Source organism: Pyxidicoccus xibeiensis (assembly GCF_024198175.1).
Classification (GTDB): Bacteria; Myxococcota; Myxococcia; order Myxococcales; family Myxococcaceae; genus Myxococcus; species Myxococcus xibeiensis.
Genome location: NZ_JAJVKV010000001.1, coordinates 1,561,364 through 1,583,579 on the forward strand (window position 1 = coordinate 1,561,364; position 22,216 = coordinate 1,583,579).

The window sequence follows — 22,216 nt, forward strand, 5'->3', positions numbered from 1 at the left end:
GAGCACCGCCACACCGAGGCGCCGCGAGCGCCCCGCTCCCGCGTCTGTCACGGAGAGGCCCCGGCCTCGGCGCCCTCGGGCAGTTCCAGCATCTGGATGGGCAGGCCCGGAGGCGCCATCTCCACGGGCACCACGCGATTCTCGGGCAGCGGGATGGGCTGACCGCTCTCGTCGTTCGGCGCGTAGTCCGGATGGAACATGAGGATGGCGGCCACGGGCTGCCCGTTGTCGGTGGACTGGTAGTGCCGCACGTAGCCGTCGGGCAGGTTGAAGTCGTCGGGCACGACGATGCCGCGCTTCAGCGGCTTGGTGCCGGCCTTGTAGAGCTGCGTCCCCGTGGGCCCCGTGTACGGCGGCTCCGGCTCATCGACGGGAAGGGGAGTGACGGTCTCCGCCACCTCGGGAGCCGGAGCGGCCACGGGCTGCGGACGCGGGGCGACACGGCGCGGAGCAGGAGCCACCGGCGCAGGCGCGGCCACGACCGCGGGAGGCGCCTCGAAGGGCGTCTCCGCCACCTCCACGTCGGTGGAGAGCCACCACACGCTGAGCGCGACGCACACGACGGTGAAGGCGAGCGCACCACCCACGAGCCAGAGGCCCAGGCCACTGCCAGAGCGCTCGGGAGCAATGTGCGTGACGCCGTCGCTGTCGACGCGCCGTTGTGGAGCTGGATGCTGCGGCTTCATGCGCGCCCTCGCCCGCGAACCATCGGGCTGCGTATGCTACGGAGCGCCCTCCCCCGAGGCAATGCGGCCCCCACCGGTCGACGCCGCCCGCCCCTCTCGCTCGCCCCCCATGAGTCCCACGTCCACCGCCACGGCCTCCGACTCACCCTCGGTCACGACTCCAGACAGCGCGCCCGCCCCCGAGCGCTTCACGGTGCACGCCGCGTCCCCATTGCTACGGGGCATCGGCGTGGCGGCGCGGGGGGGGATGCTGGGCTGCCTGCTCTTCTTCAGCGGCTGGCTCGTCCTGGACGCCCTCCTCCCGGGCGAATACCCCCTCCCGCCCGGACCGCTGGTGTGGGGCCTGGGGCTTGGAGTGCCACTCCCGTGGCTCCTCTCCACGGTGCTCCGCTGGAGCACCCGAGCGACGGCGGAGGTGGATGGCGCCCACCTGGTGCTCACCCTGCGCAGCCGAGCGCGGCTGGAGATTCCCTACGAGGCAGTGGAGTCGGTGCGCCCCTGGAGGCTGCCGCTGCCGGGCCCCGGGCTCTCGCTGCTCATGAAGTCGGGGCGCGCCTTCGGCTACGGGCTGGAGCTGGAGGACCCGGTGCCGCTGCTCACGGCGCTCGGCCGGCACGTGCCCCGGTTGGAGACGGCACGCGCGCACCCGCTGATGCGCTATGCGCAGGTGCGGCACGCGTTCTGGCGTCGGCGCTGGTACCACTTCGTGGGCAAGCTGGTGCTCTTCCCCATGCTGCCCACGGGCATCTTCTTCCAGCTCAGCCAGCGCATCACCTACGGCAGCCCCTTCGGTGAGTACCAGAGCTACGGGCTCGCGGCCTGGCTGCGCTCGTTCGGGCGTGACTACGCGCAGGTGTTCGTGAACTTCCTGCTCGTCGCCTGCTTCCTCCGAGCGCTGGTGGAGGGGGTCTCCTTCGCGGCGGCATGGCTCACGCCCTCCTACGCACGAGGTGTGCGGCGCGGCGCCGAGTGGCTGAACCGGTTCGCCTACTACGTGGTGCTGCTGGCGCTGCTCGCCCTGCGCATCCTCGTGGGCTACTGAGCGGCGCGAGGCCGCCCGTCCGAAAACGACGAAGCCCCCGACCCCAGTAGAAGGTCGGAGGCCCTGTCGCTGCGCTCACCCGCGGTGCGCGGGTGCGGGCATCACGGCGTGGCGGGATTGAACTTCGAGGACTCCCAGCCCATCTTGTCGTGGCCGTTCTTGTTCCACTCGGGGTTCTTGCCACCGGGCATCTGCGCGTCGGTGAACTGGGGCGCCGCCGTGCCGGAGCCGGTGCCGCCGAAGATACCCACGCTGACGGTGGTGCCGAAGTAGGTCGGGTGCGTGTTGTCCGACTGGATGTAGTCGTAGCTGGTGCTGGCGTTGACGAAGTGCGTGTTGGCGTCGCGCAGCGTGGAGCGCAGCGTGGAGGAGATGCGCGTGACGTACGCGTCCTCGGTCTCGCCCGCGCGGTAGCGGAGGGCCTCGGAGTCAATCTGGCCGTCGCCGTTGGAGTCGTACTCCGCGCCCATCATCTCCGCGAACGAGTCCGCGCACTGGAAGCCGTAGCGGGCCGCCAGGTTGCAGGTCCGCCAGTTGCTGCGCGCCAGCAGCGGCAGGAACTTGGTCTGCTTGTTGATGGTCTGCCCGGTGACCGAGTCCCGGCAGGCGGTCTGTACGTTGTCCGCGGCGAAGCCCGGGTAGTAGATGTTGGAGACGATCTTCACCTTCGCGGTGGTGGCGTACTGGTTGATGGCCTGCATCGCCCGCTCGGTGTACGTCGTGCAGGCGGCCAGCGCGCTCTCCAGGCCGGCGTAGCTACAGGTGCCCGTCTGGTCCGTGAAGGCGCTGCGGGCCTGCAGGTAGTCGTTGCCGCACATCTCGAACATCACGACGCGCGTGTTGGCCGCCTGCATGTACGAGCGCTCGGAGACAATCTTGTTGTTGTAGATGTCGTCGGCCTTGGCGCCGGACTTGGTGCGGCGATAGACCTCGATGTCCGCGTTCCACTTCTGCGCCAGGTACTCGCCCTGCACCGTCGGAGCGGCGCGACGGGCCACGGAGCTGAGGCCGCCGTTGTAGCCGGCGTAGATGGAGTCGCCGTACGCCACCACGCGGTACTTGGTGGTGGCCGTGGACCGGTCGATGGTCCACGAGACGTTCTGGTTGATGGTGCTGGCCATCGCGCTGCCACCGACCGTGAACGCCGCGCACATCGCGACGATGGACTGCCCGCTGAGACGGAAGGACATGCCCCGCTCCTTGTTTGTTTCCCCTAGGGGGGTTTGTGGGGGAGCGCGCAAGGTACACGCTCTTGATTCGCCAATCACCCCAAAACCTGAATAACGCACTAAGTCAGAAAGCCAGGGTATAAACAGACCCCATGTCGTGGTGGCGAGATGTTCTATGTTTGACGCGACGCAATGTTTGACGCGGTGTTTCATCGTGTTTCATCAGGACCGGAGTGGGTCGCAGTGAACCTTTCCCGTGGGGCCAGAGCGCTGACGCAGTGGTTGCTCCTGGGAGGGCTGGTGGGCGCGGTGTGCGGCGTGGCGTCGGCGGTGTTCCTGTACCTGCTGGACGAGGCCACGCGCTTCCGGGAGGGGCACGGGTGGCTCGTGTACGGGCTGCCGGTGGCGGGGCTGGTGCTGGGGGCAGTGTACGGGCGGTGGGGAGGCCCCATCCGCGGGGGCAACAACCTGGTGCTGGACGCGGTGCACGAGACGGACGCGCAGGTGCCGCTGCGCATGGCGCCCATGGTGTTGGTGGGGACGGTGCTGACGCACCTGTTCGGAGGGAGCGCGGGCCGGGAGGGCACGGCGGTGCAGATGGGAGGCAGCCTCGCGGACGCGGTGGCGCGCCGGCTGCGGGTGGGGCCCGAGACGCGCAGGGAGCTGCTGGCGGCGGGAATCGCGGGAGGGTTCGGCTCGGTGTTCGGGACGCCGGTGGCGGGGGCGGTGTTCGGGCTGGAGGTCGTGGTGGTGGGGCGCCTGGGCTACGAGGCGCTGCTGCCCGCGCTGGTGGCGGCGGTGGTCGGTGATTTGGTCACGCGGGGGCTGGGCATCGGGCACACGGTGTATCCGGTGCCGGAGGCGCTGCCGCTGACGGCGTGGGTGCTGGCGAAGTGGCTGGTGTTCGCGGTGGCGGTGGCGGCGGTGGCGGTGGTGTTCATGGAGCTGACGCACCGGCTGAAGCAGCTGTCGGAGCGGCGGGTGCCGTGGCTGCCGCTGCGCATGGCGCTGGGCGGAGTGGCGGTGGTGGGGCTGTGGAAGCTGGCGGGGACGGACGAGTACCTGGGCCTGGGAGTGCCTGGAATCTTGCGAGCCTTTGAAGACCCGGCGCTACCGGTGTCTGCCTTCGCGTGGAAGCTGGCATTCACCGCGGTGACACTGGGAGCGGGGTTCCTCGGCGGCGAGGTGACACCGCTGTTCTTCATCGGCGCGGCGCTGGGCAACGTGCTGGCGAGGTTGCTGGGGTTGCCGGTGGACCTGGGCGCGGCGGTGGGGCTGGCGGCGCTGTTCGCGGCGGCGGCGAACACGCCGCTGGCGCTGTCCATCATGGCGGTGGAGCTGCTGGGCGCCACGGTGCTGCCACACGTGGCGATAGTGGCCACGGTGGCGTACCTGCTCACGGGGCACCGGGGCATCTACCCGGCGCAGCGGCTCGCGAGGCTGAAGCACGGCGGGCCGCTGCTGGGGAGGTTGGTGCCGCTGCGGGAACTGCCCGGGGAAGCCCCCGAGCCACGAGGGCCCGGGGAGCGCGACTGAGAGCTACTGCTCTGGATAGTGGTAGACGCGCCCGTTGCCGCCCACCATCCAGAACTCGCCCACCGACGTCATCGCGATGTCGAACAACTCCGCGTCCACGAGGGGCTCCTCGCTGGCATTTCGCGGCGCAAGCGCCGGTGCGCGCGCCCAGCCGGCCGGCGTTTTTCGCTGCAGCTTGCCAGGCCCATTGGGGCCCTTGTCGACGACGTAGAGGATGTCGCGCCCCGGCGGCATGGCCACGCTGGTGAAGTTGAACAGGCCCCCAGACGGCGGAGTGACCATCGACCAGGCCTGCGCGCCATTCCACTTCCAGATGGCGCTCAAGTCCCCCACTCCATAGGCAAGACTGGGCGTATTCATCCACAGGCCATTCACATTGCCTTCCACTGGACTGGCGAGCGTATGGACCACAGGGGTGGCCAAAGCACCCATGCCATACGCGGCAATATGCTGCCTTTCTGGAGTGCTGATGACTCGGCCTCCCACGAGCATCCGGTCCGGGTCCACCGCGTGGATGGCGTAATAAGCTTCAGGTGCATCATCCTGTGCCATAGGGGCATTGCCGGGCATCCAGGTGTACAGGTTCCCTGCATCATTGACCATGTAGAGCGTCGTCATAGAGCCCGAAACGAAGCCCCAGATGCCGGTCACATTGGCCGTGCCAGGAAGATCATCCTGATGGGTGCAACCGCTGCCTGTGTGCTCAGCCACACGACCACCTTCGCCTGCCAGGAACACGTGACCGTCGGTTGGCCTCACCCAGGCCGCATACCAGTCAACGTCTCCGCAGCCAGTGGCCACACTGAACGGCACCCCCACTGACGCGCGCCGGATCAGATTGCCGCCCAGGCCTGCAATCCAGACCGGATACCCGCCTGCCCCCGTGGCCACCGTCATCCAGTATCTGTCCATGCCACCTGTGGCCTCATCGGTGACCCGCCTCAGGGCCCCATTGCAGGTCAGTCCGTCGTCCACCCCATTGACGCAGTTGTTGTCGAGGCCATCGCACACCTCGGTCCCGCCCGTCCTCGTATCCGCATCGAAGTCATCACAGTCCGTGGTGTTGGCCACCGTCCCGTTCGGCATGGAAGCCCCACCACACACCGACACCATCGCGGTCCCGCCCTGCCCGTCGCCATCCACGTCTCGGTAGTAGATGTGCCGAGGCGGCGTCTTGCAGAAGGTGTCCAACCCGGTGGCGTTGCAGTCGACTACCCCAACGCAGCCATCGCCGGTGTCCGTGCAGGCCGTGCCCTTGTTGGCGAAAATCTCGTCCACGCCCCCCGCGCAGTTGTCGTCCCGGTTGTTGCACAGCTCCGAGGCGTCAGGACGGACAGCAGCGTTGGTGTCATCACAATCGCCCGACCGCTGCACGTGCATCGCACTGGGCGCCGCGCAGCTCAACGTCGCCGCCTCGTTGCGGCCGTAGGTGTCGCCGTCATCATCCAGGAACCACGACTGCCTCACGTCCTCGAAGCCCTCGTCCGTCCTCCCGTCGCAGTTGTCGTCGGCCTCGTTGCACGTCTCCGTGGCTCCAGGCCGGATGCTCGCGACCGCATCGTTGCAGTCGTTGCTGCTGGCCACATGCCCCGCCGGAGCCGTGCAAGCCACCACGGCGCTCCCCGCTCCCACGCCGTCGCCATCCCCGTCGCGGTAGTACCGTCGCTGCGTGATGTCCCGAGTCCGGTCGTCGCAGTCCGTGCCCCCGTTCGAGGTGGGCACGAACCCGTCGCCATCCACATCGGGCGTCTCCAGCGTCAGATCCAGTGGCTGCTTCGTCCCCTCGCCGCTCAGGTCGAGCTCCAGCGATTTCCTGTCCACCTGCGGGCCGTCGCAGGTCTGCTCATGCGCGGTGACGACGAGCGTGACCTTTTCCCCCCAGCCCTTCTTTCGGACGACGGTCACCGAGAACCGGGACGTGCCATCCAGCTCAGTGACCTGGTCGCGCTCCAGCTCCGCGCCCTGCTTCGCCGGGTCGACGACCTGCACGACGAAGCAGCCCTTCGTGAAGCCAGAGGTGTAGTTGACCCGGACTTCGGGCCGTTCCCTCTTGAGCTCCTCCAAGCTGGGCACGGAGCAACCCACGAGCGCCAGCACCGCGCACCACGGGAACAAGCGGCTCATCGCGCACCCTCCTGCGCCACGGGCGCCTCTGAATCTCCCATGAGGAGCCAGGTGACCACCGCTCCAGCCGCTGCCAATCCTGCCGTGCCGAAGAGGATGTTGGCCGTGGTCGCACTGCTCTGCGCCTTTCCATGAAGGTCCTCGAGCTGCCTCTCTTGCGGCGCCAGGCGAGCATCCTCGAGCTGGCTTCGGGACGAGAGGCCGAACACCGTCCCCACGCCGCCGGCGGCAACCCCCGCCCCCAGCAGCACCAGGCTCACCACGGGCACACGGCGCTTCCGCGACGCCGCGACCTCCGCCTCCGCGGCGGCCTCTGACGAGGAAGGCACCAGGTCCGGCCGAGCCACCTCGGCCACCGGGGTCTCCGTGGGCGGAGGCGGCTCCAGGGACGGCTCCACGGGTGTCACCGGCTCGGGCACTGGAATCACGGGCCGCGACTGCGCGACCTTCCGCTTCCGCGTCAGCTCCGCCTGGACCTTCGCGCGTTGGGACTCGAACTCCCGCGACACCTTGGGAGATACCTTCAGGGGAAGCCGGGCATCGGGCTTGAGCTGGAGCGCGGCCCGGAACCGGGCTCGGGCCGCATCCCATCTGCCGAGGTCGGCGCTGATGATGCCCTTGTAGAGGCCGAGGGTGGCCTCCTCATCCGGGCCTCGGGCCACGGTACCGGCGCTTTCAAGGACTGCGAGCGCCTGCTCGTATTCGAGGTCCTCGTAGAGGCGCACGGCCTCCGCGACATGGCGTTCGAACGGCCCCTGTGCCCAGGCCGTGTGCAGTGGCAGCACGAGCCACAGACACACGGCGAGCGTCAGGCCTCTTCCCAACAGGCGAGCCTTGGACATGCCAAGACTCTAGGGCATCCCTCGAATTCTGGAAGAAACCGCCACAAGAGGAAGGACCAGGAATTGAACACCTGCGGCTCTTGCACCCAGGTGGCAACAAGCTCTCCCGTTGCGGCCCCGGGCCACTCGGGCCCAGGGAGCAGCACAGCTGAGCGCTACGGCTCCGGGTAGTGGTAGACGCGTCCGTCGTTGCCCACCATCCAGAAGTCGCCCGTCGACGTCATGGCGATGTCATGCAGCGACACATCGATGCTGGACGCCTCGCTGGCGTTGCGCGGCGAAATCGCCGGAGCGCGTGCCCAGCCGGCCGGCGTCCTTCGGTGCAGCCTGCCAGGCTGGCCATCGGTGCCACTGGGACCCTTGTCGACGACGTAGAGGATGTCGCGCCCCGAAGGCATGGCCACGCTGGTGAAGTTGACTGTCCCTCCAGTGGGCAAGGTCGGCGGGGTAACCGTGGTCCAGTTCGTCCCGCTGGTCCACCTCCAGATGGCGCTCAAGTCCCCCACCCCATAGGCAAGACTGGACGAATTCATCCACAGGGCCGTCACGTTCGCGTCCACCGAGGCAGCAAGCGTATGTTCCACAGGCGTGCCCAGGGTATCCTTGTCATACTCGACAATGTGTTGCTTGCCGTTGGTCCTGCCGCCCACGAATATCTGCTCCGCATCCAATCCGTGGATGGCGTAATAGATATGGGCGGTATCATCCACCTCTGAGGGAGCACTACCCGGCGCCCAGAAGTACACGTCCCCCAGCTCATTGACCAAGTATAGTCTGGTCCCACCGCCCGAACCGAAGCCGACCATGCCAGTCAGATTGGCCTCACCAGGAATATCATCCTGACTGTGGCATCCAGACCCATCGTGCCGCGCCACACGACCACCTTCGCCCGCCAGGAGCACGTGGCCGTCGGACCTCACCCAGGCAGCATACCAGTCATAGTCGCCACAACTGGCACCGCCCTCATTGTGACTGAAGTTGTCAAACGCGACCCCCGCCGCCGTGCGCCGAATCAGCTTTCCGCCCAGGCCCGCAATCCAGACCGGATACCCGCTTGACCCCGTAGCCACCACCCTCCAGTCGTCGTCGGCGCCACTCGCGGCCGCGTCGGAGACCCGCCGCAACGCCCCATTGCAGGTCAGTCCCTCGTCCACCCCACCTGCGCAGTTGTTGTCGAGGCCATCGCATACCTCGGACGAGCCCATCGTCTTCGCGTCCGCATCCGCGTCGTCGCAGTCCGTGCTGGTGGCCACCGTCCCGACCGGCATGGAAGCCTCGGCACACACCGACACCGTCGTGCTCCCGCCCTCCCCGTCCATGTCCACGTCTCGGAAGTAGGTCGCGCGGGGCGGCGTCTTGCAGATGGTGCCCATCCGGGCGGCGTCGCATTCCCTCACTCCGGCGCAGCTTTCATTGTCCGTGCAGCTGTCACCCTTGCCCAGGCCCTCGTCAAACTCTTCATTGCAGTTTTCGTCCTGGTCGTTGCACAGCTCCTGGGCCCCCGGGTTGACAGTGGGGACATCGTCTCTGCAGTCGCCCGACCGCTTTACATGCTTCATGCTGGGCGCCGTGCAGCTCAGGTCCACCTGGATACGGCCGTAGGTGTCGCTGTCATTGTCCAGGTACCACTGCTTCTCGCTCTCGTAGCCCTCGTCCGTCCGCCCGTCGCAGTTGTCATCGACTTCGTTGCACGCCTCCGTGCCACCAGGCCGGATGGTCGCCACCGCATCGTTGCAGTCGGTATTGCTGAGCGCGTGCCCCGCCGGAAGGTTGCAGGCGAACACGACGGCTCCCGCGCCCACGCCGTCCGCATCCCCATCGCGGTAGTACCGGCGCTGCGTGATGTCCCGGGTCGTGTCGTCGCAGTCCGTGCCACCATTCGCCGTGGGCACGTACCCGTCGCCGTCCCCATCGGGCGTCTCCAAGCTGAGTTGTACCGTTTCGGCGCGACCCTCCCCGCTGAGGTCGAGCTCCCGCGACTCCTTGTCCACCTCGGGGCCATCGCAGGTCTGTTCATGTGCCTCGACGACGAAATTGACCTTCTCTCCCCAGCCCTCCTTCCGGAGGACAGCCACCTTGATCTCGGCGCGTCCAGGGAGTTCGGTGATCTCGTCCTTGTCCAGCTCCACGTCCGGCTTCGCCGCGTCATACACGCGAACGATGAAGCAGCCCTTCGTGAAGTTGGAGGTGTAGTTGATCAGGACCGGGACCCCCGCCTGCTCTTTGCTGCAGGCGAGGAACAGCACGCACAGGGAGGCAATGGCAACGTGACGCATGGGCGCGCACTCTACCCCAGCTCAGTGTCCGAAGCCCGCCTGGAAGCCCTCCCTCCAGCCCGTCCCGAGTGAAGCACCACGGACATGTCACAGCCCGGGTGAACGCCTCCGCCTGCTCGCTCACCCGGGCCCTTCCGAAATTCAAGAATTCAGTGGCCGACAGGCCCCTCCCGGGGTCCGGCCGCCCCCTCATTTACAGGTGAAGGACCACCGGCACGTCCCGGACTGGCACTCGCGGTCCGCCGAGCACGCGGCCCCGCGGCCCTTCTTGTTCTGGCACTTGCCCGAGTTCAGCCCCCAGCCGCAGTACTGGCCGCTGCCGCAGTGCGAGTCGCTGTCGCACAGGCAGCTGCCCGTCGGATTCACATAGCAGTCCGCGCTGCACCGGTCCGTCGTGCACTCCCGGTCCGCCTTGCACGTCTGCCCATACGCCTTGGACCGCGGCGTGTAGCACCACCCCGTCAGGTTCGCGCAGCCGCCGCACGCGCCGGACGCGCACTGCCCATCCCGGCTGCACGACACGTGCTCGCCCTTCTTCGCCACGCAGTCGTTGTCCCCCGGGTTGCCCGGAATCTCGTCCTGGCAGTACGCCGCCGAGCCGCAGTCCCCGTCGTCATTGCACACGCACCGCCCATCGAACGTGTTGCACAGCACCGACGTGCACTGGTCGCTGAGGCACTCCGCGTCGAACCGGCAGCCCTGGTTCAGCACCTTGCTGTCCGGCGCGTAGTGCGCACCGCACACCGTCGGGTACGCCTGCTCGCGGTCCTCCGGCTTCACCCACGGCGCCACGCCGCTCGTGTCGATGTCCAGCGCCGCGTCCGCCATGCCCGCCCGCGGCCCCGACGCGCGCTCCCACATCCGGATGAACGTCTCCGCCGAGCCCGCCAGCCCCGCCGTGTTCGCCCCCAGCCGCGTCACGTCCTGCAGCAAGTCCGGCAGCAGGCCCACGTGCGCCAGGCCCTGCTCGTCGAACGCCGTGCCCAGCCGCCCCGGGCCGGACAGCACCTGCTCACGCGCCTGCGCGTCCGCCTCCGCCTGGAAGCCCGCCGAGCACGCCCCGTTCGGCCCGAAGCGCGGCCGCGTCTGCTGGATGAACCCGTTCAGGTCCGCGCCAAACGCCATCGGCACCTTCAAGCCCTGCCTGCCGAACTCGTACGCCTGCGCGAAGGAGCGGCTGGAGCCCTGGCAGTTGTTCGCGACTCCGGACTTCGTATACGTGCGCGTCTCGTCATGCGCGGTGCGCAGGCCGAACATGCCGCCCGTGCGCCGCAAGAGCTGCACCACCCACGCGGGCGTCGTCTTCTCGTTCTCCGCCAGCTTGCCGTTCATCACCTCGCGGAAGTGCCCGTGGCTCACGTAGAGCGGGTAGTACTGGTTCTGCTCCGCCACCGAGTACGCGTCCCGGATGCCCTTCTCGGACAGGTGCGCCAGGTCGATGAGCATCCCCTTGTCCATCATCGCCTGCATCAGCTGCTGGCCCTCCGACGTGAGGCCCTTCACGTTCTTGCACTGCGAGTCCACGTCGAAGCCCAGCGTCAGCCCGCCCACCGTGAGCCCGCAGTCCGAGTCGATGTGACAGTTCTCCAGGAACTGCGCCGCCTGGAAGATGGCGTTGTGCGGCGCCGCCCCGCCGAAGCGATTGTCCAGCTGGTGCACCGGCTGCAGCGTGCGCACGCCCAGCCCGTGGAAGCGGTTCAGCTCCGCGCGCCAGTCCGCCGCGCCGAACAGGCGGCTCGTCTCGATGCTGAGCACCATCGCCAGCTTCCCCTCGGAGATGATGCGGCGCGCGTCCGCGGGCGTCAGCGCCAGGTCCACCCAGTCGCGAGTGGCCGCGAAGTCGCGCGCCTTCTGGAGCTGCACCTCCACGTCCACCATCTCGTCGCACGGGCGCGTGCGGTTCTGCGGGGGCAGCGCCTCGCAGAGGAACCGGTTGCTCACCGCGGACACCACCACCAGCGACATGCCGCCCTGGTGCGCCTGCCGCAGCCAGCCCTCCCACGACTGCTGGTGGGCGATGGTGTCCCAGCGCGGCCACTGCGTATTGGGGTTGCGCCGCCCGTCGTGCAGGCCGGTGTCGCCCTGCGTGCCCTCAATCTTGCCGATGAACTCCGAGCCCACCGCGCCGCCGATGCCGAACAGCCCCGCCAGAATCGGCACGCCGCTCAGGTCCACGCCGCCGGAGTTGGGGCAGAGGTTGAGCAGGCCGCTCAGGTCCATGCGGACGCGGGCGTGGTCGCTCTCCGGCCAACCGCCGTCACACCGGGTGAGCGCGTCGGTGACGGTGCCGTGGAACCAGCCCCCACCGAAGGCCTCCTCCGCGAACATGTGGTGGTGGAGCTCCGCGAAGCCCCCCACGCCCAGCTCCTGGGCCGTCTCGGAGGTCGGCTCCGGCCGGGGAGCCTCCATGGGCTCCTCCACGGGGGTACAGGCCAGGGCCAGGCCGAGCACGGCGGCGGAACAGCGTCTCCAGAGGCGGGGGTGAGACACGGGGGGCTCCCTTCGAGGTGAGCCGCCCATGAAGCGCCACCCCGCACCCGGGGTTCAAGACGTGCTGCGTCGGAGCGTGTACCCGGAGTCGGAAGGCCCCGCCGCGTGCTCAGGGCGCGGACTGCGCGGCCATGCCCCCGCTCACCGCGCTCGGCACGCTCGCCTCGCGCTGGCGCAGGGCCGGGGAGGCCACGGCGAAGCCCTCGGGCAGCATGCGGAGGATGCGCTCGCGCCGGTGCCGCGAGCCCGCCAGCCGCCGCTCCAGCAGCGCCTTCTCCCTGCGCGCCTCCTTGTCCAGGGGCGCGGGCCGGGAGGCCAGCGCGGTGAGGCGCTCCGTCACCGCCTCCACCTCCCGGTCGATGAGCACCGGCTGGATGTTGCGCGCTTCCTTGCGCGCCCGCCCCACCGCGTTGTTCTCAATCCACACGGGCAGCACCGCCACGTCCTCCAGCACCACGGGCGCGCCGGGCGCGGGCCGCACCAGCGACACGCGCAGCAGCATGGAGTCCCGCTTGTCGCCCTCCTCGCCCTTCTGCCCCGGCACGTGGCGGTAGAAGCGGCCCTGGTTCGCCACCAGATTGCCCAGCGAGTACGCGATGAGGCCGCGCCGCCCGTCCGCCGTGGTGTACGCCTCCAGCGGCTGCAGCACGTGCGGGTGGTGGCCGATGACGGCCTTCGCCCCCGCGTCCAGCAGCGCTCGGCCCAGCTTCTGGTCCTCCGGAATGGGCGCGTCCTTGTACTCGGTGCCCCAGTGCACCAGGACGACGAGCGCGTCGCAGCGGGCGGCCGCGGCGCGCACCGCCTCCACGGCCTCGTCCGGCGTCAGCCCGCGGTGGGCGCGGTACCGCGGGTACGGCACGTAGGCGACGTGGGGCTGCGCCGCGTCCTTCGGGTTGCTGAAGCCGTTGAGCAGGCGCGTGAAGGACAGGAAGCCCACCTTCACCCCGCGCACGTCGACGAAGGCGGGCTCCCACGCGGCGGCCTGTGAGGCCCCCGTGCCCGTGTGCTGGATGCCGGCCGCGTCCAGGTGGCGCAGCGTCTCCACCAGGCCCGTGAGGTGCTGGTCCCTCGCGTGGTTGTTGCCGGTGGACACCACCTTCACCCCGGCGGAGGCCAGCGCGTGCGCCATGGCCGACGGCGCGTTGAACAGCAGCTCCCGGGTGACGGCCTTCGGGTTGTCGGTGACGGGCGTCTCCAGATTCACCACGCCCACGTCCGCGGTGCGCAGCACGTCGGTGATGGGACCGAAGACATGGCCCCACCCCTCGTGGTTGAGCGACGGTGCCGCGCCGCCGCCCTCGGGCTTCGCGCCGGTGCGCGCGTGCTCCCGCGCCACCCGCTTCACCTCGCCGTGGGGAATCACGTCCCCACCGAACACGAGCTCCACGCGGGTGGGCGTGGCGGCGCACAGCACGGGGATGAGGAGCAACGCGGGAAGAGTCACCTGCGCGACATTAGTCCAATCACCCGACTCTCACGGAAGCCCCCCTCCCCCGGGTGCCGCGCGCCCCAGCCCTTCTCGCATTGTCAGACCGCGGGCCTCAGTCCCTGGCGAGCACCTGGAGGAGCCGGTCGGTGACTCCGGTCACCCCGGAGTTCTCGCGGTTGGTCAGCACCGCGAGCGAGGCCTTGTGCTCTGGCAGGTAGAAGGCCAGGGCAGAGAAGCCAGGAATCTCTCCGTCATGGCCATGGCCCGGCCCCACCGGCGTGTCGGACTCGAAGAGGCCCAGGCCGTACTTCGGCGCGCCGGGAACGGAGGCCTCCGCCCAGCGCATCATCTCCGCCCGCTGCGCCGGGGCCAGCACGTCACCCTCGAAGAGGGCCAGGTAGAAGGCACTGATGTCGTCGGCGGTGGAGACCAGCGCCCCGGCCGCGCCGGCGGCGGACAGGTGGATGAAGTCCGTGTAGTCCACCCACGTGTTGTCCGCGGGGTTCCGCTCGTAGCCGCGCACGGTGAGGGGCGGGAGCGGCTCTGCGCCCTCCAGGCCCGTGTCATCCAGGTCGAGCGGCTCGAGGATGCGCGCGCGAATCAGCCCGGCCACCGGCGTCCCCGTCACCTGCTCGAGGATGTGGCCGAGGAGGATGTAGTTGGTGTTGGAGTAGTCCCAGTCCGTGCCCGGCTCGAAGACCGGGGACTGCGCGGCGCCCAGCGCGATGACCTCCTCGTCCGTCCACGTCCTGCCGGGCTCCGCCTGCGCCCGGGCGAGGAACTCCTGGCTGCGGGTGTAGTTGAACGCACCGCTGGTGTGGTTGAGCAGCTGGCGCACGGTGATGCGGTCCGCGCGCGGGAAGTCCGGCCTCCACGTCGCCAGGGGCGCGTCAAGAGACAGCTTGCCTTCGGCCTGGAGCTGCAGCACCACCACCGAGACGAAGTTCTTGGTGATGCTGCCCACGCGCAGCCGGTCGTCCACCTTCAGGGCAGCAGCGGGCTCCACCTTGGAAAGGCCCGCCGCGCCCCGCCACGTGCAGTCCGGGAGCCGAAGCGAGACCGTGACCCCAGGGAGGTCCTCGGCTTCGGCGGCTTCCTCGAGCGCGCCTTGCAGCCGGGGCGCGAGCCGCTCGCAGGTGGAGACGTTGTCGTCATCGTCCTCGTCCTTTCCGCAGCCCGACAGCCATAGCGACAGGGAAACGCCCAGCAGCAACCGACACGTGAACATCCGGGTTCCTCCAGTTGAATCCGCGGTGTGCGTACTCAGCACCGGAGGCCCGCGCGTCTGTCACTCCACAGGAAGAGGCGCCTGCGCGGCGGCCGTCCCAACAAAGTGGACGGCCGCCGGGTACGACCTTTCCCGCTACTCCATCAGCGGGCGCTTGCGCCGGTCATGGGCAATCGGGTCGAACGGCTCCTGGCCGGCGGCCAGGGCCCGGGCCTTCAGGGACACCTGCTCCTGGGCCGCGGGGGACACGCCCGCCCACGTCGCCAGCCGCTCCAGGGCCACGGCGCGGTCGGCCTCCGGCAGGCTGGAGATGCTGGAGCCGTGGGTGCCGCCGGGCACGAAGAAGCGGTACGAGTCGTTGCGCTGGCGCACCTCGAAGGCCCCGGTGGACCACGGGTCGTTCTCTCCGTAGACGAGCAGGATGCGCTCGCCGAGCGCCTTCACCCACGCCTCGATGAGGGGCATGGACCAGTAGTTGAAGTCGTAGCCCTCCATGGAGAAGGGCACCATGTTCCGGGCGACGTACTGGCCGGGGTACTGCACCAGGTCGCGCAGGTGGCGCTCGTCGGAGCGGTAGCTGCCCAGCTGCGTGGCGGCCTGGAAGTAGTAGGGCGCGTAGTAGTCGAGGACGGGGTCGGTGAAGTTGGAGAAGCCGACGATACCCTCCATCGCCTCCATCACCTCCGGGGTCGGAGCGCCGGGCGAGGGGACGAAGGTGCAGAACTCGACCGGGGTGTACTGGAAGAAGGAGAAGGGCAGCTCCAGGACGGCGAACTCGAGGGCCTTGTCCGCGCCGAGGAAGTCGAGGCTCAGCCCCTGGGCCGTCACGCTCTCCACCACCAGCGGCGTCAGCTCGTCGCGCCGGGCCAGGACGTCGCGCTGGAAGGCCTTGATGCGCTCACGGCAGGCGGCGTCGCCCACGCGGCTGAGGAACTGGATGTAGCGCGGGTCCTTGGGGCCGTAGCTGTTGGGGGCCACGTAGGCGACGGTGGCGTCCACGTCCCGGGGGAAGAGGGCGCGGTGGTAGATGGACGTCATGCCGCCCTTGCTGCCGCCGGTGCTCACCCACTTGCCGCCGTAGAGGGCCTTGAAGGCCTTGACGATGCGGTGGTGGTCCGCCGCGGCCTGCTCGAGGTTGAGGTGCTCGTAGGTGGCGGGCTGGGGCGAGGAGGGCGCGAAGAAGCGGTGCTCCACCAGGAGCTGGTTGGCCTGGAGCAGCGCGGTGGGCTCGAACTGGGTGGACGACGTGCCGATGCCGTAGCCCGAGGACGCGAGCACCATCGGCGCCTGCGTCGAGCGGTGCAGCAGGGTGATGCGCTGCTGGAAGCGGCGGACCTCGGGGCGCTTGTGGTCCACCGGCTGGTCATAGGAGAGCACGAAGAAGCGCGTGCCGGGGAAGCGCGTGGGCCCCTCGCGCACCACCGTGAGGCCGGGGATGGCCTGCAGCGCGGTCAGGATGTCCTGGGTGTCGTCCAGGGCGCCGGACTGGAGCGCCTGGGAGACCACCGCCGCCGGAGCCACCGGCGGCTGCTGGCCCTCTTCCACCTGGGGCAGGCCATCCCCACAGGCCTGGAGTCCCACCGCGAGCGCACAGACCAGGGAGGTGTACGAGCTTCGGAAAAACGTCCGCATGGGTTCGACGTTCCTGTCTGGAAAATCCCGGGAAAATCCGGTCAGCCTCCCAACGTCGGAAGGCAGGCGATATTGCGCCGGAGGCGCGATTAGTTTCAGGACGGTGGTTATCCCAGACGGGACTGACACACGGTTGCAGTTGACGTCACTCCGACACCGGCCCCGAGGGTGGGGGATTTCAGTCGTTCAGTGAGCCCCATGCTCCGCGCCGGTAGTCCTCCAGGCGCAGACGGAGGCCGGTGCGGTGGTCCGTCACCTGCCCGTCCCGCTCGCGCACGGTGCGCACCTTGTCGCCGCGCATGCCGGAGCCGGTCTGCTGGCGCCGGGTGGCGTTGGCCTGGGCAGCCGCGCCCTGCTCGACCTGTTCCAACCACCGGGCACGCAAGAGCCGCAGCGCCAACTCGCGGTTGCGGTGCTGGCTGCGCTCCGCCTCACACCGAACGGTGAGACCCGAGGGCAGGTGCGTGAGGATGACGGCGCTCTCCCTCTTGTTGCGGTGCTGGCCACCAGGGCCGCTGCCCTTGGTGGTGCGCCACTCCAGCTCCGACGGGCGCGGCACCCACTCGGCTTCAGCGGGCTCGCGCAGCACGGCCACCGTCACGGTGCTCGTCTGGATGCGGTCCTTCTTCTCGTTGGGCGGCACCCGCTGCCAGCGGTGTCCGCCAGGCTCATGGCGGAAGAGGTGCGAGGCGCGCGGGCCCTCGGCTCGGAACACGAGGAGGCCAGGGCGCTCTTCCAGCACCTCTATCTCAAAGCCCCCTCCGAGCCCCCATCGCGCAGTAGACAGAGAACTGCTCACTGACGAGGAGCCGGGCATCCTGCCCGCCCTCTCCCGCCCTCACTTCGACGATGACTGCTTCCATGGTGACCTCCGAGCTTCAAGCGGCCCGGACGGTGGGCAGGTGCGAGACCTGACGCCTTCCCGCGCGGAGCGGGCCACAAGCACAACCCGTGAACCCTTGTTCCCGAGTTGTGACTCTTTCCGCCTGATTTCGTTCCCCAGGTAACATGGGGCGCGTCTCGCAGTTCCAGGGCTGGGCGTACGCGGACTTCGTGGTGATGGGCTACGACCCCAACCGGCACCCGGACACCAGGTTCCACGTGGACATCTGGGGCATCAACGAGTCCACCATCCAGCTCAACTCCACCCAGTTCACCCTCAATGAGCTGGTGGACAACGCCAGCCCGGGCGCGGGCACCAACCTCGGCTCCCAGCTGCTGAAGGCCTACGACACGGGCCACAAGCTCTACAAGGACAACGAGGCCCTGGTCGGCCCTGAAGGACGGCCAGCTTTCCTACACCTTCAACCCGAACGTGGGCATGACGCTCGAGTCCGTGAAGACCGCCTTCACGCGGCAGGGCGGGCCCCCCACCGCCTTCACGACCCCGGCGGCGCTGAACATCTGGGAGTACAGCTGCACGTCCTACCCGTACATCTCCCTGGACGGCGTGGCCGTGGAGCTCACCCTGGAGATCAACTCGCCCACCCTGTATTCGGACCGCGAGCTTGTCGTCTACCGGGTCTACCCCTTCGTCTACGACGGCACCTGACGGCCCGAGGCCGGCCTGACGGGAGCTGCACCGGGCGCCGCGCCCCGCCTCCCCCGGGGCGGGGCGCATTCCAAGCCGTGGGGGAAGCGCCGTAGGCTCGCCGGACCATGCCCATCGACGAGATTCTGGAATCCAACGAGCAGTTCCTGAAGGCCTGGCGCTTCTTCGCCCGTCATAGCGCCACCGGAGAAGTGCTCGACCTGCCCGATGTCCACATCGCTTCATCGAACGTCTCGTGGATGATGCTGAACGTGGCGTTCCTCCGCTCGCCGCTGAAGTCGGCGGAGGAGCTCCAGCGCGCCGGCGCCGCCGCCGCCGGTTACTTCGCCCCGCGGGGCAACCCGTGGATGCTCGCCGTGTGCGAGGACTGGCTGGCTCCCGACTTCCGGCCCCGCGCGGCGGAGCTGCTCGCCCCCTACGGCCTGCAGACGGGCATGGACACCACGGGCATGGTCACCGATTCGCTCGCGGCGCCCCTGCGGCCCCTGCCGGAGGTGGAGCTGCGCCAGGCCGTGGACACGAAGGGTCGCAACGACGTGGCCGACATCAACGCCCATGCCTACGACGCGCCCCAGGACGTGGTGCGCGCCGCGCTCGACGTGCCGGCCTACTTCGCGGGCGAGGGTCAGGGCGTGGGCTACGTGGCCTGGCGCAACGGAGAGGCCGCCAGCAGCACCACCGTCTTCCCCATCGACGGCGTCGCCTACGTGGCGCTGGTGGCGACGATGAAGCAGCACCGCCAGGTCGGCTGCGCCGAGGCCGTCATGCGCAAGGCGCTGGCGGAGGCGCACCGCACGCAGGGGCTGAGCCGCACGGTGCTGCACGCCACGGCGGCCGGCTACCCCGTGTACCTGCGCATGGGCTACCGGCCCGTGACGCGCATCCACTTCTTCATGGCCACGGCGAGCCCCCGGTAGTCACCGCACCGCTGGAACCGGCGAGGAGATTGGCGGGAGCCCCCGGTGGAGGCCCTGGTGCCTGCTCAGGGCTCCTCGTACAGCTCCGCTGTCGCGAGACTTCCGTCCTTGCCCGAGCCCCCCACCACCAGCACCTTGCCGGAGGGCAGCAACGTGGCCGTGTGCGTGTAGCGGCCGGTGGTGAGGCTGCTGGCCTGGGACCAGGTGCCCGTCTCCGGGTCATACACCTCCGTCGTCGCGAGGCTCCCAGAGCCACCCATATTGCCGCCCGTCACCAGCACCTTGCCCGAAGGAAGCAGCGTGGCCGTGTGGGCCCCGCGCTTCGTGGCGAGGCTGCCGGTGGAAGACCAGGTCCCCGTCGCCGGGTCATACACCTCCGCCGTATCGAGGTACCTGGTGAAATACATGCCCGACGTGGGGCTCTCCTTGATGACGGTAAAGCCGCCCGTCACCAGCACCTTGCCCGAGGTCAGCAACGTGGCGGTGTGGCCGGCGCGAGAAATGGCGAGGCTGCCAGCGGAAGACCAGGTCCCCGTCGCCGGGTCATACACCTCCGCCTCCGCGACCGCGGGCCTGGGGGCCTCGCCGCCGGGGTACGGTCCGAGGCCTCCCGTCACCAGCACCTTGCCCGAGGGCAGCAGCGTGGCGGTGTGGCCGAAGCGGGCCTTGACGAGGCTGCCGGTGGGGGCCCCGGTGCCCGTCTCCGGGTCATACACCTCGGCGGTCTCGATGGGATTCGGGCCGAAGGGCAGCCCTCCGCTGACCAGCACCTTCCCCGAGAGGAGCAGCGTCGCCGTGAGCTCGATGCGAAGGGGAAACCCGAGGTCGCCAACGGAGGCCCAGGTGTTCGTCGCCGGGTCATACACCTCCAACACCTCCAACCCGGGGTCCCCGCCACCGCCTGCCACCAACACCTTTCCGGAAGGCAGCAGCGTGGCCCTAAGGGACGTCCGCGCCCTGGCGAGGCTGCCGGCGGATGCCCAGGTACCCGACTCCGGATCATACACCTCGGTTGTAGAAGAGACCCCCACCACCAGCACCTTGCCCGAAGGAAGCAGGACGGCCGCGTGCCCCCCACGTGTGATGGAGAGGCTGCTGGTGGGCGTCCACGCCGGGCAGACAGGAAGGCCCACCACCGAGAACTCGATGGAGCTCGAAAGGCCCAGGTCATTCGTCACGGTGACGCTGAAGGAGGCCGTGACGCCTGAGACGAGACAGCCAGGTGCAATCCATTCGGCGTCGCTGCCGGAAGCCTGGGAGTCGACCTGCAGGGTGCCAAGATTCGCCGACCACTCGAAGGTCAGCGGGCGGCCCCGCGGGTCCTCGGCGGTAACCTGGAAGTGCTGCCTGCCCCCACCCTCAACAACCACAGCGGAGGCGGGACGCCGGGTGAAGACCGGTGGCGCGGCCTCACCGCCATCCGGGCTGCCGGCATCTGGGAGTCCGGCATCGACGCCTGTCCCCGCGTCCTCCTCTGGCTGGGGGTCGGGGTCCGGGGTGTCCGTGCAACCGGTGAACAGGGTCAGGAGCCCTGTCAGCAGCGCGACTCGCAAGGACCGCGTGCTCATGGCCACCTCCCGGAGAGGAAGGTCGGCGTCACGTGGTGACTCATCGTGGAGAAGACGCACCGCGCGTCTCCCAGGGAGAACAGCTCGAGCTCGGACATGATGACTCCAACAAAGAAGTGAAGCTGCCCGGCCCCTGTGACGCTCCCTCACTGTATCGGGTATCAGGCACAGCGGATAGCGCTGCATGGCTCCGGCTCACCTGCGCCGTGCTGTCGACCCACGCGAAGTGTGAAAGAGCCGCGAGCATGGGTCCGGAAAGCTGGCAGGCCGCGCGCCACCTACAGTGCCGAGACGCGTCTGACATGGATTGCGCTGTCCGAGAGGCCTCGCAGGGGAAATGACATACAGATTTTCATTTCAGGAAGTTCGCAAGCCTTCAGCGGGTGGTGCTCACCCCTGGACGACTCGCCGCACGCCCCGGCGCAGGAGGAGGTCCGGCACGCTGCGGCGCTGGTCTCCCTCCAGCACGAGCGCATCGCCCTCCACGCCGCAGCGGCAGGCGAGTCCACGCTGCAGCGCCTGGCACCAGGCCTCGAGCGCCTCGGGGGGTAGCGCCAGCTCCTCCACCCGGGTCACCTCGGCGCCGTCGCGCTCGCGGCGCGCGAGTCGCACCCGCGCTCGCTCGGGACCGTCGGGAGGGGGCACGGCGGGGAAGTCCTCCGCGCGAAGCTGGGGAGTCTTGCTCGGGAGCGCCTCACGCAGGCTCGAGAGCGCGGCGAACGGGGAGTTGAAGCCGCCTGGGGAGGCCTTCCCAGGCGGCGTGCTCGCGGGCTTCGGCGGCGGGGGGCCCTTGCGTGTGTTGCGTGCCATCGTTCGGGGGAGTGTGCCAGAGATGCCGCCGCGCCTCGACCCGCTGGCCCGCGGCCGCGCACGGCACGCGGGACAGCAGCCCGGGCGGGCCGGACGTCACTCCCAGACGGCGGAGCATCAGTCACTCAGCGGTCCCCAGGACCCGCGGCGGTAGTCCTCCAGGCGCAGGCGATGGCCGGTGCGGTGGTCCGTCACCTGCCCGTCCCGCTCGCGCACGGTGCGCACCTTGTCGCCACGCATGCCCGTGCCCGTCTGCTGCCGTCGTGTCGCGTTGGCCTGGGCGGCGGCGCCCTGCTCGGCCTGCGCCAACCACCGGGCGCGCAAGAGCCGCAGCGCCAGCTCCCGGTTGCGGTGCTGACTGCGCTCGGCCTCGCAGCGCACGGTGAGACCCGAGGGCAGGTGCGTGAGGATGACGGCGCTCTCGGTCTTGTTGCGGTGCTGGCCGCCAGGGCCGCTGCCCTTGGTGGTGCGCCACTCCAGCTCCGACGGGCGCGGCACCCACTCAGCTTCAGCGGGCTCGCGCAGCACGGCCACCGTCACGGTGCTCGTCTGGATGCGGTCCTTCTTCTCGTTGGGAGGGACACGCTGCCAGCGGTGTCCGCCGGGCTCGTGACGGAAGAGGTGCGAGGCGCGCGGGCCCTCGGCTCGGAACACGAGCAGGCCGGGGCGCTCTTCCAGCACCTCGAAGCTAAAGCCCCCTCCGAGCCCCCATCGCGCAGTAGACGGAGAACTGCTCACGGACGAGGAGCCGGGCATCCTGCCCGCCCTCTCCTGCCCTCACTTCGACGATGACTGCTTCCATGGTGACCTCCGATGCTTCAAGCGGCCCGGACGGTGGGCAGGTGCGAGACCTGACGCCTCCGAGCGCGGCCGCTCCGTCAGTGAGCGAGCGTGCTGACACCTGGGACGCTGTTC

At 69.3% G+C, this 22,216-nt stretch carries 16 protein-coding genes and 1 pseudogene; 4 read left to right on the forward strand and 13 right to left on the reverse strand.

From position 1 onward, the window contains the following. Window positions 1-47: 47 nt before the first annotated feature. Window positions 48-686 (reverse strand): hypothetical protein, encoded by a 639-nt coding sequence (locus tag LXT23_RS06305; RefSeq protein ID WP_253979147.1) that lies wholly within the window; start codon window positions 684-686, stop codon window positions 48-50. Window positions 687-795: 109 nt separating this feature from the next. On the opposite strand from LXT23_RS06305, the gene LXT23_RS06310 reads away from it, so the two are divergent. Beyond that, window positions 796-1,728, forward strand: coding sequence for a hypothetical protein (locus tag LXT23_RS06310; protein ID WP_253979148.1), 933 nt, complete (start codon window positions 796-798; stop codon window positions 1,726-1,728). Between the two features lie 101 nt (window positions 1,729-1,829). Here the strand turns inward: LXT23_RS06310 and LXT23_RS06315 are convergent, their stop codons facing one another. After that, on the reverse strand, window positions 1,830-2,918 hold the full coding sequence (locus tag LXT23_RS06315) for an SGNH/GDSL hydrolase family protein (RefSeq protein ID WP_253979149.1): 1,089 nt from the start codon (window positions 2,916-2,918) through the stop codon (window positions 1,830-1,832). A gap of 222 nt (window positions 2,919-3,140) precedes the next feature. Between LXT23_RS06315 and LXT23_RS06320 the strand changes: the two genes are divergently transcribed. After that, the gene (locus LXT23_RS06320) at window positions 3,141-4,433 is read left to right on the forward strand and encodes a chloride channel protein (protein WP_253979150.1); all 1,293 of its coding nucleotides are present in this window, start codon (window positions 3,141-3,143) and stop codon (window positions 4,431-4,433) included. A 3-nt stretch (window positions 4,434-4,436) separates the two neighbouring features. Here the strand turns inward: LXT23_RS06320 and LXT23_RS06325 are convergent, their stop codons facing one another. The 8 genes from LXT23_RS06325 to LXT23_RS06360 form a co-directional block, all read right to left on the reverse strand. Then, on the reverse strand, window positions 4,437-6,557 hold the full coding sequence (locus tag LXT23_RS06325; RefSeq protein WP_253979151.1) for a putative metal-binding motif-containing protein: 2,121 nt from the start codon (window positions 6,555-6,557) through the stop codon (window positions 4,437-4,439). Further along, window positions 6,554-7,399, reverse strand: coding sequence for a hypothetical protein (locus LXT23_RS06330; RefSeq protein ID WP_253979152.1), 846 nt, complete (start codon window positions 7,397-7,399; stop codon window positions 6,554-6,556). The genes LXT23_RS06325 and LXT23_RS06330 overlap by 4 nt, the downstream gene beginning before the upstream one ends. A gap of 155 nt (window positions 7,400-7,554) precedes the next feature. Then, on the reverse strand, window positions 7,555-9,675 hold the full coding sequence (locus tag LXT23_RS06335; protein WP_253979153.1) for a putative metal-binding motif-containing protein: 2,121 nt from the start codon (window positions 9,673-9,675) through the stop codon (window positions 7,555-7,557). 189 nt (window positions 9,676-9,864) lie between these two features. Next, complete coding sequence (locus tag LXT23_RS06340; protein ID WP_253979154.1) at window positions 9,865-12,084, reverse strand: membrane dipeptidase; 2,220 nt, start codon at window positions 12,082-12,084, stop codon at window positions 9,865-9,867. 190 nt (window positions 12,085-12,274) lie between these two features. Next, window positions 12,275-13,594, reverse strand: a complete 1,320-nt coding sequence (locus LXT23_RS06345; protein WP_253979155.1) for a CapA family protein — start codon at window positions 13,592-13,594, stop codon at window positions 12,275-12,277. Between the two features lie 112 nt (window positions 13,595-13,706). Continuing rightward, on the reverse strand, window positions 13,707-14,822 hold the full coding sequence (locus LXT23_RS06350; RefSeq protein ID WP_253979156.1) for a serine hydrolase domain-containing protein: 1,116 nt from the start codon (window positions 14,820-14,822) through the stop codon (window positions 13,707-13,709). 135 nt (window positions 14,823-14,957) lie between these two features. Further along, on the reverse strand, window positions 14,958-16,454 hold the full coding sequence (locus LXT23_RS06355) for a S28 family serine protease (RefSeq protein WP_253979157.1): 1,497 nt from the start codon (window positions 16,452-16,454) through the stop codon (window positions 14,958-14,960). A gap of 178 nt (window positions 16,455-16,632) precedes the next feature. Then, window positions 16,633-17,169 carry a peptide chain release factor-like protein gene (locus tag LXT23_RS06360; protein WP_253979158.1) on the reverse strand — a complete coding sequence of 179 codons (537 nt, stop codon included), beginning with the start codon at window positions 17,167-17,169 and terminating at the stop codon, window positions 16,633-16,635. 606 nt (window positions 17,170-17,775) lie between these two features. Between LXT23_RS06360 and LXT23_RS06365 the strand changes: the two genes are divergently transcribed. Both LXT23_RS06365 and LXT23_RS06370 read left to right on the forward strand, forming a co-directional pair. Then, window positions 17,776-18,006: a hypothetical protein gene (locus LXT23_RS06365; RefSeq protein WP_253979159.1), complete on the forward strand. Its 231-nt coding sequence runs from the start codon at window positions 17,776-17,778 to the stop codon at window positions 18,004-18,006. Window positions 18,007-18,113: 107 nt separating this feature from the next. Next, window positions 18,114-18,923 (forward strand): GNAT family N-acetyltransferase, encoded by an 810-nt coding sequence (locus tag LXT23_RS06370; protein WP_253979160.1) that lies wholly within the window; start codon window positions 18,114-18,116, stop codon window positions 18,921-18,923. Window positions 18,924-18,997: 74 nt separating this feature from the next. On the opposite strand, the pseudogene LXT23_RS50855 reads toward LXT23_RS06370, so the two are convergent. From LXT23_RS50855 to LXT23_RS06385, 3 genes and pseudogenes are all read right to left on the reverse strand, one after another. Then, window positions 18,998-19,891 (reverse strand): annotated as a pseudogene (locus LXT23_RS50855) (Kelch repeat-containing protein); the annotation flags it as partial. Window positions 19,892-20,881: 990 nt separating this feature from the next. Continuing rightward, window positions 20,882-21,301: a translation initiation factor gene (locus LXT23_RS06380; RefSeq protein ID WP_253979162.1), complete on the reverse strand. Its 420-nt coding sequence runs from the start codon at window positions 21,299-21,301 to the stop codon at window positions 20,882-20,884. A 117-nt stretch (window positions 21,302-21,418) separates the two neighbouring features. Then, window positions 21,419-21,955 carry a peptide chain release factor-like protein gene (locus LXT23_RS06385; RefSeq protein ID WP_253979163.1) on the reverse strand — a complete coding sequence of 179 codons (537 nt, stop codon included), beginning with the start codon at window positions 21,953-21,955 and terminating at the stop codon, window positions 21,419-21,421. Between the last annotated feature and the right edge of the window lie 261 nt (window positions 21,956-22,216).

What these genes read in the sequence shown, in the direction of transcription:
- LXT23_RS06305 (WP_253979147.1), bottom strand. Translation starts at nt 686, where the DNA reads ATGAAGCCGCAGCATCCAGCTCCACAACGGCGCGTCGACAGCGACGGC.
- LXT23_RS06310 (WP_253979148.1), top strand. Translation starts at nt 796, where the DNA reads ATGAGTCCCACGTCCACCGCCACGGCCTCCGACTCACCCTCGGTCACG.
- LXT23_RS06315 (WP_253979149.1), bottom strand. Translation starts at nt 2,918, where the DNA reads ATGTCCTTCCGTCTCAGCGGGCAGTCCATCGTCGCGATGTGCGCGGCG.
- LXT23_RS06325 (WP_253979151.1), bottom strand. Translation starts at nt 6,557, where the DNA reads ATGAGCCGCTTGTTCCCGTGGTGCGCGGTGCTGGCGCTCGTGGGTTGC.
- LXT23_RS06330 (WP_253979152.1), bottom strand. Translation starts at nt 7,399, where the DNA reads ATGTCCAAGGCTCGCCTGTTGGGAAGAGGCCTGACGCTCGCCGTGTGT.
- LXT23_RS06335 (WP_253979153.1), bottom strand. Translation starts at nt 9,675, where the DNA reads ATGCGTCACGTTGCCATTGCCTCCCTGTGCGTGCTGTTCCTCGCCTGC.
- LXT23_RS06340 (WP_253979154.1), bottom strand. Translation starts at nt 12,084, where the DNA reads ATGGAGGCTCCCCGGCCGGAGCCGACCTCCGAGACGGCCCAGGAGCTG.
- LXT23_RS06350 (WP_253979156.1), bottom strand. Translation starts at nt 14,822, where the DNA reads ATGTTCACGTGTCGGTTGCTGCTGGGCGTTTCCCTGTCGCTATGGCTG.
- LXT23_RS06355 (WP_253979157.1), bottom strand. Translation starts at nt 16,454, where the DNA reads ATGCGGACGTTTTTCCGAAGCTCGTACACCTCCCTGGTCTGTGCGCTC.
- LXT23_RS06365 (WP_253979159.1), top strand. Translation starts at nt 17,776, where the DNA reads ATGACGCTCGAGTCCGTGAAGACCGCCTTCACGCGGCAGGGCGGGCCC.
- LXT23_RS06370 (WP_253979160.1), top strand. Translation starts at nt 18,114, where the DNA reads ATGCCCATCGACGAGATTCTGGAATCCAACGAGCAGTTCCTGAAGGCC.
- LXT23_RS06380 (WP_253979162.1), bottom strand. Translation starts at nt 21,301, where the DNA reads ATGGCACGCAACACACGCAAGGGCCCCCCGCCGCCGAAGCCCGCGAGC.